Origin of the sequence: Rubricoccus marinus, from assembly GCF_002257665.1 — a bacterium.
In the GTDB taxonomy this organism is placed as follows: Bacteria; Bacteroidota; Rhodothermia; order Rhodothermales; family Rubricoccaceae; genus Rubricoccus; species Rubricoccus marinus.
This window is the reverse complement of sequence record NZ_MQWB01000001.1, coordinates 3,885,014-3,897,901: the sequence shown is the minus strand read 5'-3', so window position 1 is coordinate 3,897,901 and position 12,888 is coordinate 3,885,014. Positions and strand designations below refer to the sequence as shown.

Genomic DNA, 12,888 nt, shown 5'->3' with positions numbered 1-12,888 from the left:
TCCGTTTAGGCCTCTGGCGCCAAAGGCCCGTGACGCCAGAGGCTATTCTTCCCGTTATGACCCGCCCCCGAATCCGCGTTCTTTCCGTCGCGCTTCTCGCGCTCGCCCTCAGCGGCTGCGCGCCGCGCGGCCTCGCGCCAGAGGCCCCGCGCGAGTTGGTCGTCCTCGTGCACGGCATGGGCCGCAGCCAGTTCTCCATGGTGCCGATGGAGCTTCGCCTCCGCCAGCAGGGCTTCCGCACGCTCAACTACGGCTACGACAGCTTTGGTCCGGACATCGAGACCATCGCGGGAGACCTGAACGCCGTTCTAGAGCGCGAGACGGAGGCGAACCCGCCCGCACAGGTGCACTTCGTGACGCACAGTCTGGGCGGGATCGTGGTGCGGCAGTTGATTGAGGACGAGCGGCCCGAGCACCTGGGCCGCGTGGTCATGATGGCACCGCCGAACCAAGGCTCCGAGACCGCCGACCGGCTCTCGAAATGGGTCGGCTGGATGCTGCGGCCGATCACCGAACTCAAGACCGAGAACAGCACCGTCGCGGCGATGCCCCCGCCAGAGGCCGTCGAGATCGCCGTCATCGCGGGAGACCGCGACGGCAAGGTGAGCCTGGAGGAAAGCCACCTTGAGGGCGAGGCCGAGCACGTTGTGGTGGCGTCCGGCCACACGTTCATCATGACGAAGCCGTCCGTGGCGCGGATGACCGCCTGCTTTCTCCGAACAGGCGCGACGGCAGGGTGCGAAGCAGAGGGGGACCAGTAGCCTCTGGCGCCAGAGGCTATGATCCGGGCGCCTCTGGCGCCTCCCCTCTTATCCCGTCGCGGGCTCCAGCACCACCGGCAGGCCCGCGCGGTGCATGATGATGAGCGCGTTCGTGGTGGGGCACGGGCCGGGACGCAAGAGGTAATCGAAGGCGAGGCGGTCGCCCTCGGCCTCCTCGCGGAAGTGCGCGTTGCTGACGCGCGCGTCCTCCTGCTCCAGATCCGCCAGCGCGAGGTCGTGCGTGGCGACGAGAGACGTGGCGTGAGCGCCCGCGAGCGCCCGCACGATGGCTTGCGCACCCGCCAGCCGCTCGCGATTGTTCGTGCCGCGCAGCATCTCGTCGATCAGCACGAGCGACGGCACGGCCTCCGCGCTCTCGCCAGAGGCCGGCACCTGCCCCGGACGCCGATCCGCGGGCGTCTCGACGGAGTCCAGCAGCGCCTTGAGGCGCTTGACTTCGGCGTAGAAGGTGGAGAGGCCTTCCTGGAGCACGTCGCCGATGCGCATGGACGCGAACGGCCGCAGCGGCCGCAACGATGCCGACTCGGCCCAGACGGGCCCGCCGGCCCATCCCAGCACGCTCGCCACGCCGATGGAGCGGAGAAAGGTGCTCTTGCCCGACATGTTGGAGCCGGTCACGAGGATGACCTCCCCCGCGCCTAGCTCAATCTCGTTGCCACGCGCTCCGCCGAGCGGCAGGAGCGGGTGCCGGAGATCGGCCGCACGGAAAAGCGGCGGCGCGCCCGAGGCCTCTGGCGCCAGAGGCGAGAGGTCGGGGAACGCGGTGGCCTCGCGGCGGAAGTCATAGGCGGCGGCGAGCGCGCCCAGCGCCTCGATCTCGTAGACGGCGTCCAGCCACGGCGGGAGCAGGCGCGCGAATTCCGTCCGCAGCCGGTTCAGCGCGAGCGTGAGCAGCAGGTCGTAGGGCAGGATCGCGTTGATGACCACGCGGCCCACGTCGTTGCGCGTCACCGCCGCGGCCGACGCGATCCGGTCCAGCCGCTTGAGGTGCCGGCTCGGCGCGCTCTCGCCCGCCAGAGGCTCCCACAACGGCGCGAGGTCGGGGTCGCGGCGCGCTCCGTCCGCCTCCGCGAAGTCCAGCATCGGCGCGATCTGCGCAAGCCCGTGCTGCAAGTCGTAGGCGCGGTCGAAGACCTCGGAAAAGGCCGCGTAGCGCGAGACGTACAGCAGCAGGTACACCACGAACGAGTAGCCCCACAGCGACGGGCCACCGATAATCGCGATCACGATGAGGATCGCCGTTAGCGCGGCGAGCGAGCCCAGCACGAGCGCCCAGGTGCGGACGGAGCCGTCGGCCTCTGGCGCGTCCAGCCAGGTCCGGAGCGACGCGTCGCTCCAGCGCGCGTCGGCCGAGCCGCTGGCGGTATGGGCGAGCAGCGCGAGGCGGTCGCGCAAACGGCGGCGCGGCACGAGGGCGCGGACGCGGCGCTGGCGGAGGCGCCCCGCGTCGGCGTCGGGGACGGACGCCAGGAGCCAGCCGCGGAGGCGGGTGCGGGCGCCCGCCGTCCCCGTCGTGTCCAGCAGGTGCAAAAGCGAGCGCGGCCCCACCACGTCCAGGTCCGACGCGAACGCGTGGCCGGGCGGCGCGGGCGCCGGCGCCGGGCCGAGCGCGTCCCAGTCCAACGTCACGCGCGCGAGGTGCCGCGCCTGAAGCGTCCGCCAGAGCCGGTTCCGCTTGAGCGCCACCTCCACGCGGTCGTGGAAGCGCACGAGGACACTGAACACGAGGATCGTGCCCAGCGCGGTGAGCCAGCCCGCTAGAGGCCCGACCGTCCCGCCAAGCGCCAGCGCGAGGCCGATGCCGCCGAGGGCGGCCGCGAGGCGGAGGCGGGAAAAGCGGAGGCTCGTCTGCCGCAGCGAGGCGGCATGGCGGTCGAGCCGCTGGAGGAGGTCGGGGAGGCGATCAGCGTGCATCGTGCCGGGACGCGCCGCGCCCGCTCCCGGTTGCACGCGCGCCTCTGGCGCCAGAGGCGCAGGGAGCCGCCAGAGGCGCGGGCTGGCGAATGGACGGCGCCGTGGGCACCCGTCTGGTCCCCTTCCCTGGCCGAATCTCCCCGTCGCGCGGTTTCGGAACCGTGGCGCGGCGCGCCGGGTGCGAGGACGCGAACTTGTCACCGACACACCCGACCCCGAAAATGTCCCAGATCAGCGACTTCGTCACCTTCGCCAAAGGCATCACGAGCCTGCCCGGCGGCATCTACTCCGGCCCGCAAGAGGCCGCGCCCATCAACGCGCTCGTGCCGATGGTGATCGAGCAGACGACGCGCGGCGAGCGCTCGTTCGACATCTTCTCGCGCCTGCTCAAGGACCGCATCGTCCTCTTCGGCACGCAGGTCAACGACCAGACGGCCAACCTCGCCGTTGCCCAGCTGCTCTTCCTCGCCGCTGACGACCCGGACAAGGACATCAACCTGTACATCAACTCGCCCGGCGGCGCGGTGTACTCCGGCATGGCCGTCTACGACACCATGCAGTTCGTCAAGCCCGACGTGGCGACGATCTGCGTCGGCCTCGCGGCGAGCATGGGCTCCGTCTTCCTGGCCGGCGGCGCGAAGGGCAAGCGCGCGGCGCTCCCCAACTCCCGCATCATGATCCACCAGCCGTCCTCTGGCGCGCAGGGCCAGGCCTCGGACATCGAGATCCAGGCCAAGGAGATCCTCTACATCAAGCAGCGCCTCAACGAGGTCCTCGCGCACCACACCGGCCAGACCGTCGAGACCATCGAGGAGCGGACGGACCGGGACAACTTCATGAGCCCCGTCGAGGCCAAGGAGTTCGGCCTGATCGACGTCGTCCTCGGGCCAGGCCACGGCGAGCCCGCCAAGGACCTCGACGACCAGATCGACGAGACCGTCGACGACGTGTAGCCTCTGGCGCATGCCCAAAAAAAGAAGGCCTCTGGCGGTTGCGCCAGAGGCCTTTCCTGTGTGCCCCCAGCTGGATTCGAACCAGCGACACGCGGATTAAGAGTCCGCTGCTCTAACCAACTGAGCTATAGGGGCACCAGCAAGGTACCGAGCGCGCCGGACGGCTTCCAAGCGGAGCGACGATGAAACTGGCGGCGTTCCCGAGCGCCGCGGGCGAAACATCGGGGCCGCGCATCCGAACAGAGGCCGGACTCTTCCTCACCCCACATGACGCCTCGCTACACCCTCGCCCTCCTCCTCGCGCTCGCCTCTGGCGGCGCAGCCGCGCAAGAGGCCCTCGTGCCTGGCCAGCCCGCCGAGGGCACCACCGCCTCTGGCGACTCGGACGCCTACACCCTCGCGCTCGACGCCGACCAGTTCGTGCTCGGCCGCGCCGTGCAGGTCGACGCCGACGTTGTCGTGACCGTCACCGGACCGGACGGCGAGGCCGTCGGCGAGTTCGACGAGTCCGCCAGAGGCACCGACCCGTTCCAGTTCGTGAGTGAGGCCTCTGGCGTCTACACGATCACCGTCACGCCGTTCGAGAACGCCAAGGGCACCTACGCGCTGGAGATCCTCCGCTCCGAGCCCGTGGCCACGGCGCCAGAGGCCATTGTGGACCAGCAGTACGCCGTGCTCGACAGCGACGACTCGCCCGGCGTGGTCGTCGCAATCGTGGAGCGCGGCGAGCTGGTCTTTGCGAAGCCGTACGGCATGGCGAGCCTTACCTACGGCATCCCGTACACGCTGGACACGCCGACCAACATCGGCTCCACGTCGAAGCAGTTCACCGCCTTCGCGATCGCGCTTCTGGCGGAGCGGGGCGAGCTGGGCCTGGACGACGACATCCGCGCGCACATCCCCGAACTCCCGGACCTCGGCGCGACGGTCACCATCCGCCACCTCCTCACCCACACGAGCGGCTACCGCGAGTTCCTCAACGCCCTCGCGATGAGCGGCGTGGCCCCCTTGGCGATCGAGCGCCACGAGATCATCTCGCTCGTCCAGCGCCAGACCGAGTTGCAGAACACGCCGGGAACCGAGTGGAACTACAACAACACCGCCTTCGCGCTTCTGGCGACGGTCGTGGAGCGCGTGACGGAGGAGAGCTTCCCGGACTGGATGCGCGCCAACGTCTTCCTCCCGCTCGGCATGGAGAACACCTACGTCCGCGAATCGCCCACGACGATCATCCCCGGCCGCGCCAGCGGCTACACCGCCGCCGAAGGAGGCGGCTGGGACGAGGTGCCGGACCTCGGCGGCGCGATGGGCGCCGGCGGCATCTACTCCACCGCGCCCGACCTCGCGAAGTGGATGGACAACTACCGCACGGCCCGCCTCGGCGGCGAGCGCGTCATCGCGCAGATGACGACGCCGTACGTGCTGGCCTCTGGCGACACGACGGACTACGGCTTTGGCCTCTTTATCGATGAGGTGCGCGGGCAGCGGCGCTTCCAGCACGGCGGCGCCGACATGGCGCACCGCTCGGACTTCGGCTACATGCCGGACATCGAGAGCGGAATCATCGTGCTCAGCAACACGCCAAGCATTCCCAACGCAGTGGCGCAGGTCGCAAACGCCTTCTTCGCCGACCACTTCACGCCAGAGGACGAGGCCGACGCGCCAGCGGCCTCTGGCGAGGACTTCGACCCGGAGAGCTTCGACCCCGAGACGTTCGACGCCTACGCGGGGCGATACGAGTTGGAGGAGATGCCCGGCTTTATCCTCACCTTCCGCCGCGAGGACGGCCGCTACTTCACCCAGGCCACCGGCCAGTCCGAGGTCGAGATCTTCCCCATCTCCGCCGAGACCTTCGAGCTCCGCGTGGTGCCCGCAAGCGTGACGTTCAACGTCGCCGACGACGGCACCGTCCCGACGATCACGCTCCACCAGGGCGGCGACCACCCCGCCACGCGCCTGCCCGACGAGGCCGCCGAGCCCGCGCCTCTGGCGGACTACGCCGGCCGCTACTTCAGCGAGGAGATGGAGACGTTCTACACTGTCGAGGTGGACGGCGACGAGCTGCACCTGGTCCACCGCCGCTTCGAGGAGCCGGTCACGCTGGCCCACAGCACCGGGGACGACTTCACCGGCGGCTTCCCCATCGCGACGGTCGATTTCGAACGCGACGACTCGGGCGCTGTAACGGGCTTCCGCGCAGGCAGCGGCCGCACGCGCGACGTGTGGTTCGCCAAGGTGGAGACGCCGTAGCTCCGCGAGAAGCCACCGGGCCTCTGGCGCACCCGCGCCAGAGGCGAAAAGGTTGTGAGGCGGGGGCACTGTTCGGCGGGTGGGCGTAGCCTCCCTCTCCACCTGCTGCCTCGCCTGAGAATGGACGCCCTCGACCGCCTCCTCGCCCCCACGGACCGCTTCGCCGACCGCCACCTCGGGCCCTCGCCAGAGGACCGGCAGGCGATGCTCGACCTGCTCGGTTTCGACTCCCTCGACGCGCTCGTCGACAAGGCCGTGCCGGACGGTATTCGGATGGATGGCGACTTGGATCTGCCCGCGCCGCTGACCGAACAACAGCTTCTGGCGCTGGCGCGCGAGCGCGCCGAGCAGAACGAGACCATGCGCTCGTTTATCGGCATGGGCTACTACGGGACGGTGACGCCGCCCGTGATCCTGCGCAACGTGCTGGAGAATCCGGGCTGGTACACGCAGTACACGCCCTACCAGGCCGAGATCGCGCAGGGCCGGTTGGAAGCGCTTCTCAACTTCCAGACCGCCGTCGCGGACCTGACCGGCCTGCCGGTCGCCAACGCATCGCTGCTCGACGAGGGCACGGCCGCAGCCGAGGCGATGACGATGTTCTTCGGCGCCGCCCGTGGCGAGCGCGACCTCTTCTTCGTGGACGCGCGCTGCCACCCGCAGACCATCGCGGTCGTGCAGCAGCGCGCCGAGCCCCAGGGCATCACCGTCGAGGTGGGCGACTGGGCGGCGTTCGCGCCAGAGGCCTCGTGCGTCGGCGCGCTCGTGCAGTACCCGACGACCGACGGCGAGGTGGTCGACTACAAGGACTTCGCGGACCGCATCCACGAGGCGGGCGGGCTTCTGGCGGTGGCGACGGACCTCCTCGCGCTGACCCTCTTGGAGGCCCCTGGCGAGTGGGGCGCGGACGTGGCGGTCGGCAGCAGCCAGCGCTTCGGCGTGCCGATGGGCTTCGGCGGCCCGCACGCGGCGTTCTTCGCGACGACCGAGGACTTCAAGCGCAAGATCCCCGGCCGCATCATCGGCGTGAGCCAGGACCGCCACGGCGATACGGCGCTCCGCATGGCGCTCCAGACCCGCGAGCAGCACATCCGCCGCGAGAAGGCGACGAGCAACATCTGCACGGCGCAGGTGCTCCTGGCGAACGTGGCCGGGTTCTACGCGGTCTACCACGGGCCAGACGGCCTGACCGAGATCGCCGAGCGCGTCCACCGCGCGACCAAGACCCTCGCCAACGCGATCGAGAGCGCGGGCTACATCGTGGCCTCTGGCGACGTGTTCGACACGATCCGCATTGTGGCAGGCGTCACGGGCGCAAACCTCCAGGACATTCTGGCGCGAGCACGCGAGGAGTTCGGCATCAACCTCCGCGCCTACGACAACGGCGACCTCGGCATCGCGCTCGACCAGACGGTCACGCCAGAGGATCTGCGCGACTTGGCGGCTCTCTTCGGCGCCGACCTCGACACGGACTCGGCGCCCGAGGGCTACGAGGGGCCTCTGGCGCGCGAGACCGCGTTTATGGAGCACCCGACGTTCCACAGTTACCGCAGCGAGCACGAGATGCTGCGTTACCTCAAGAAGCTGGAGAACCGCGACCTCTCGCTCGTCCACAGCATGATCCCGCTGGGCTCGTGCACGATGAAGCTCAACGCGACGGCGGAGATGATGCCGATCACGATGCCGGGCTTCTCGGACCTGCACCCGTTCGCGCCAGAGGATCAGGCGAAAGGCTACCACGCCGTTATCTCCGAGCTTCAGACGTGGCTCGCGGAGATCACCGGCTTCCACAGCGTCTCGCTCCAGCCCAACTCGGGCGCGATGGGCGAGTACACGGGGCTTCTGGCGATCCGCGCCTACCACCTCGCGCAGGGCGACACGCAGCGCATGGCCTGCCTCATCCCGACGAGTGCGCACGGTACGAACCCGGCCAGCGCCGTCATGTGCGGTATGAACGTGGTCCCCGTCAAGGTGCTGGAGAACGGCAACATCGACCTCGACGACCTCCGCGCGAAGGCGGAGAAGCATAGGGACACGCTCGCGGCACTTATGATCACGTACCCGAGCACGCACGGCGTGTTCGAGACGACGATCCGCGAGATCGCCGACATCGTCCACGACGCGGGCGGTCTCGTCTACATGGACGGCGCCAACATGAACGCGATGGTCGGCCTCTGCCGCCCGGGCGACTTCGGCATGGACGTGTGCCACCTCAACCTGCACAAAACGTTCGCCATCCCGCACGGCGGCGGCGGCCCCGGCATGGGCCCCATCGGCGTGGTGGAGAAGCTGGCGCCGTTCCTCCCCGGCCACCCGGTCGTGACGACCGGCGGCGATCAGGCCACAGGCCCCGTCGCCGCGGCGCCCTATGGCAGCGCGCTCGTGCTCCTCATCTCGTGGGCCTACTGCGCGATGCTCGGCGCCAGAGGCCTCAAGATGTCGTCTCAGGTCGCCATCCTGAACGCCAACTACATGGCGAAGCGGCTCGACGGCCACTACGACGTGCTTTACCGCGGGCCCGGCGGCCTCAGCGCGCACGAATTCATCCTCGACGTGCGCCCCTTCCAGGCCTCTGGCGTCGGCGCCGAGGACATCGCGAAGCGCCTCATCGACTACGGCTTCCACGCGCCCACGATGAGCTGGCCCGTGACGGGCACGCTGATGGTGGAGCCGACCGAGAGCGAGCCCAAGGCCGAACTCGACCGCTTCTGCGATGCCATGATCGCGATCCGGACGGAGATCCAGGAGCTGGAGCTGGGCACCGCCGACGCCGAAGACAACGTCCTCAAGATGGCGCCCCACACCGCCGCCGAGGTCACCGCCGACGAGTGGAGCCACCCGTACTCCCGCCAGCAGGCCGCCTACCCGGCCGCGTGGTCCCGCGACGCCAAGTTCTGGCCGACCGTCGGCCGCGTGGACAACGCGTGGGGCGACCGCAACCTCGTCTGCTCCTGCCCGCCGATGGAGGACTACGCCGAGGAGGCGGCGTAGCGCCAGAGGCGAAGCGTGCCAGAGGCCTCTGGCGACATGCGCGAAGGGTCCGTCGCCTCCGGCGAGGCGACGGCTCTCCCGCCAGAGGCCACGTCTCGCCGTGCGGTAGAGCCGTCCGGCGGTGCGGTGTCTCCGCTCGCCGCATCGCAGTTGTGGTGCGGCCGGATGGGTGAGATCCTGGCATCGCACCTCTCGCCTCTCCGATGTCTGTCGTCTCCCTGCTCCTCGCGGCGCTGCTCCTCACCTCCGGTTGCCAGCCTTCGCCAGAGACCGCGCCGGTCGCCTCTGGCGAGGTGCCCGCGGACACCGTCTCGCTCGGGACCCCGCCCGCCCGCGCCGAGCCCTTCCTGCCCGGCCTGTTTGCCGCGAACACCTGGGCGCTCACGGCCACGCTCACGCCCGACCGCCGAACGATGTACGCCGTTGTGTGGGACCAGCCGTCGCCGCGCACCATGCAGCGGCTCGTGACCAGCCGGTTCGTGGACGGCGCGTGGACGCCTCTGGCGCCGGTCGCCGAGACCGTGGGGTGGCGCGTGGACTGGCCGCATGTGGCACCGGACGGGCAGTCGTTCTGGCTCTCGTTCGCGAAGCCTCACGCGGGCCACACCGGCGTTGCGGACTCGCTACAGACGGCCGACTTCGACCTCTGGCGGGGGCGCCGCCTCCCCGACGCCCCCAACGGGACGGTTCAGTGGACGCCGTTGGAGCCCGTTGACGCACCCGACGTGAACCGGCCCAAGACGGCCGAGAACCTCCGCATCGGCTACGTCCACAACGAGACCGGCCCGCGCATTGCGCCCGACGGCTCGCTGCTGTTCTGGACCGAGCGGCGCGACGACGGCGGCGGCGGACGCGACCTGTACCTCGCGGCCTCTGACGAGAACGGCCTCTCGGCGCCGGAGCTGCTCCCTGCCCCCGTGAACTCGCGGTACGACGAGTCTGGCGGCGTCTTTCTCGCGGACGGCCGGACGCTGATCTTCGCCTCCACGCGTCCCGGTGGTCTGGGCGGCTCTGACCTGTACGCATCCACCCGGCGAGACGATGGGACGTGGACAGAGCCCGTCAACCTCGGACCGGGCGTGAACTCCGCCAGCGGCGAGGGCTCGCCTGAACTCCTGCCCGGCGGCGACGCCCTGCTGTTCACCAGCAGCCGCCCGAGGCCCGGCGTCCCGCAAAAGCCTGACGTAGACGGCCGCCTCGTCAACCCGTACGCGCCGTTCTGGGTCAGCACCGCTTCGCTGCCCCTCCGCTAGAGCCGTCGCGCCAGAGGCCTCTGGCGGCACACCAACGCCGCGCTCCGTGCGTAGCCTCTGGCGATGCGCACGCTCCTGATCCTGACCGCCCTCCTTCTCACGACCTCTGGCGTCAGAGGCCAAAATGTGTCTCTGGCGGAGCAGATCGTGGGCGACTGGGCCAGCGCGGACAGCGTGGCCCACACCGTCTATGACGAGCACGGCCAACAGATCGTGGCCGAAGACGGAGGCCCGGCGTTCGCGACGCTCTACCTGCACTTCGCGATCACCGACTCCACGATCACGACCACGGCGCTGAACTGGAACAAAGGAGATTTGCAGGGCTCCGAGTCAACGGTGCCCTACCAGCTCCGCGGTGACTCGCTGGCCACGGAAGACGGCGTGTCCGTCCACATCGACGTTCTGAACGACTCGCTGGTCATCGGCCAGACGGATCCTCTCGGCGTGCGGACCGGCAGCGTCTATGCGCGCGCAGCGGCGCTAGACCCGCCAGAGGCGCTTCTCGGCGACTGGATCACGGTGGAGATGACCGACAACGCCGGCGTCGTCTTCGACCTCCCGTTCCGTTTCCGCGCCGACGGCACCGTCCTCGTTGGATACGGCGATCCTCTGGCGTACCGCGTGCTCGGGCCATACCTGCTGGTGTACGAGACGGAGTTCGAGGACCCCGCGAGCGGATCGGTCACGACGCTCTTTCGGGTTTCGCGTCTGGATCTGCACGACGCAAGCGCGAAAATCCAGACACCTGGCGGTGGCGAGACGCTTGTCCTGTACCGCCGCTAAGGCGCCTCTGGCGCCAGAGGCCACACTGTTTTCGTGGCGGAAACACCCGCGCCTCGGTACCATCACGGCCCCACACGCTTAGAACTCCGATGCGCTTCGCCGTCTGCATCAACCAGGTCCCCGACGTCGCCGCTCCCTCCCAGGTGCGCGACGGCCAGCTCGTGCTCGACGCCGGGCGCGTCGTGCTCGATGCCTACGCCGCGAGCGCCGTCGAGGCCGCACTCGTGCTGAAGGAGGCCTCTGGCGGCGAGGTTGACGTCGTCCTCGTGGGCCCCGAGAAGGCATCCGAGACCATCCGCAAGGCCCTCGCGATGGGCGCCGACAGCGGCACGCACCTCGTGACCGACGCCGAGTTGGACTCCGCCGCCGTCGTCCGGCTTCTGGCGGACCACTTGCGCGACGGCGGCCACGACGCAGTTCTCCTCGGCAAGCAGTCGCAGGACACCGACGCTGGGCTCGTCGGCGGCATGCTCGCCGAGGCGCTCGCCCTGCCGTACGTCACCAACGCCGTCGGTCTCGCGCAAGAGGCCGACACGCTCGTCGTGACGCGCCAGGGTGACAAGGGGCAGGAGGTCATCGCGCTGCCCACGCCGGGCTTGGTGACGTGCTCCAACGACATGAACGACCCGCGCATCCCCAACCTCAAGGGGATCATGGCGAGCAAGCGCAAGCCCGTCGAGACGAAGGCCGTCGAGGCCTCTGGCGTGCGCGTGAAGACCACCGGATACGCGAACCCGCCCTCGCGCGAGCCCGGCAAAACCGTCGACGGCGACGAGCCCGCAGCGGTCGCCCGCGAACTCGTCCGCCTGCTCGCCGACGAAGCCCGCGCCATCTGAGTTTTGGGTACGAGGTACAGGGTGCCGGGTACGGCGTTGAACGTACCGGCCGTCGCGTACCCCGTACTCCGCACCCTGTACCCACTATGCCGACGATCCTCACCCACGTCCCCGTCTCCGGTGGCACGCCCAACCGCACCGCGCTGGAGGCGCTGACCCGCGCCCGCCAGATCGCCACCGAGAACGGCTGGACCTGCGCCGCCTCCGTCGTTGCGCCAGAGGCCTCTGGCGTGGCTGAGAGCCTGGGCGCGTACGGCGCCGAGACGGTCTACGCCGTCAGCGACGCCGCCTTCGAGCAGCCGCTCAACGCGCCCGTCGTGGACGCGCTGGAACAGGTCATCCGCGAGGCCGAGCCCGAGATCGTCGTCTTCCCCAGTACGGAGGGCGTCAAGGATGTCATCGGCGCACTCGCGCAGCGGCTGGGCGCGCCCGCGCTGCCGGACGTCTCTGCATTTTCCGCGACCGCCTCTGGCGTGAGCGCCACACGCCCCGTGATGGCTGCCAAGTTCCGCGCCGACGTGGAGGCCGAGGCGCCAGAGGGCGCGCCGGTCCTCGTCTCCGTCCGAGCGGGCTCCTACACAGCAGAGGAGGCCTCTGGCGCCGGGGCGCCCGAAGTCATCGACATCGCACTCGCGACCGACGCGAGTAGCCTCAAGCAGACGCTCCGCGAGGTCGTCAGCGCGGCTGGGGGTGGCGTGGACCTCTCCGACGCGACCGTCGTCGTCGCCGCCGGACGTGGCGTGCGTGACGAGGCGGGCCGCGACCTCGTCCAGCAACTCGCCGACGTGACGGGCGCCGCCATCGGCGCGAGCCGCGCGGTCGTGGAGATGGGCCTGTTCCCGCCAGAGGCGCAGATCGGGCAGACCGGGAAGGTCGTCGCGCCGGACCTCTACTTCGCCGTCGGCATCTCCGGCGCCATCCAGCACGTCGCGGGCATGACGGGCAGCCGCACCATCGTCGCCATCAACAAAGACGCCGACGCGCCCATCTTCGACGTGGCGACCTACGGCATCGTGGGCGACCTCCACGCCGTCCTGCCGCCGCTGATCGAGGCTCTGCGCGACGCCAAGGCGTAACGCACCACCCCTCGCCTCTGGCGCCAGAGGCGGAGCCGCTGTTTGCGCAG

At 69.9% G+C, this 12,888-nt stretch carries 9 protein-coding genes and 1 tRNA gene; 8 read left to right on the top strand and 2 right to left on the bottom strand.

Features of this window, described 5'->3' with window-relative positions; translation table 11 throughout:
* Nucleotides 1–56: 56 nt before the first annotated feature.
* Nucleotides 57–761, top strand: coding sequence for a lipase family alpha/beta hydrolase (locus tag BSZ36_RS16545; RefSeq protein ID WP_094550960.1), 705 nt, complete (start codon nt 57–59; stop codon nt 759–761).
* Nucleotides 762–809: 48 nt separating this feature from the next.
* On the opposite strand, the gene BSZ36_RS16540 is transcribed toward BSZ36_RS16545, so the two are convergent.
* Complete coding sequence (locus BSZ36_RS16540) at nt 810–2,696, bottom strand: MutS-related protein (RefSeq protein ID WP_094550958.1); 1,887 nt, start codon at nt 2,694–2,696, stop codon at nt 810–812.
* A gap of 221 nt (nt 2,697–2,917) precedes the next feature.
* On the opposite strand from BSZ36_RS16540, the gene clpP reads away from it, so the two are divergent.
* On the top strand, nt 2,918–3,649 hold the full coding sequence (gene clpP, locus BSZ36_RS16535) for an ATP-dependent Clp endopeptidase proteolytic subunit ClpP (RefSeq protein WP_094550955.1): 732 nt from the start codon (nt 2,918–2,920) through the stop codon (nt 3,647–3,649).
* A 61-nt stretch (nt 3,650–3,710) separates the two neighbouring features.
* Here the strand turns inward: clpP and BSZ36_RS16530 are convergent.
* Nucleotides 3,711–3,784, bottom strand: a tRNA-Lys gene (locus tag BSZ36_RS16530).
* Nucleotides 3,785–3,916: 132 nt separating this feature from the next.
* Between BSZ36_RS16530 and BSZ36_RS16525 the strand changes: the two genes are divergently transcribed.
* From BSZ36_RS16525 to BSZ36_RS16500, 6 genes are all read left to right on the top strand, one after another.
* Complete coding sequence (locus BSZ36_RS16525; protein WP_094550953.1) at nt 3,917–5,899, top strand: serine hydrolase; 1,983 nt, start codon at nt 3,917–3,919, stop codon at nt 5,897–5,899.
* 120 nt (nt 5,900–6,019) lie between these two features.
* Nucleotides 6,020–8,890, top strand: a complete 2,871-nt coding sequence (gene gcvP / locus BSZ36_RS16520; RefSeq protein WP_094550951.1) for an aminomethyl-transferring glycine dehydrogenase — start codon at nt 6,020–6,022, stop codon at nt 8,888–8,890.
* 203 nt (nt 8,891–9,093) lie between these two features.
* A complete protein-coding gene (locus BSZ36_RS16515) occupies nt 9,094–10,143 on the top strand; it encodes a TolB-like translocation protein (protein ID WP_094550949.1) in 1,050 nt (349 codons plus the stop codon).
* 63 nt (nt 10,144–10,206) lie between these two features.
* A complete protein-coding gene (locus BSZ36_RS16510; protein ID WP_094550947.1) occupies nt 10,207–10,926 on the top strand; it encodes a hypothetical protein in 720 nt (239 codons plus the stop codon).
* 89 nt (nt 10,927–11,015) lie between these two features.
* Entirely contained in the window at nt 11,016–11,762 is a 747-nt protein-coding gene (locus BSZ36_RS16505) for an electron transfer flavoprotein subunit beta/FixA family protein (RefSeq protein WP_094550945.1), read from the top strand.
* A gap of 86 nt (nt 11,763–11,848) precedes the next feature.
* Nucleotides 11,849–12,838, top strand: coding sequence for an electron transfer flavoprotein subunit alpha/FixB family protein (locus BSZ36_RS16500; protein WP_094550943.1), 990 nt, complete (start codon nt 11,849–11,851; stop codon nt 12,836–12,838).
* The last annotated feature ends 50 nt before the right edge of the window (nt 12,839–12,888 follow it).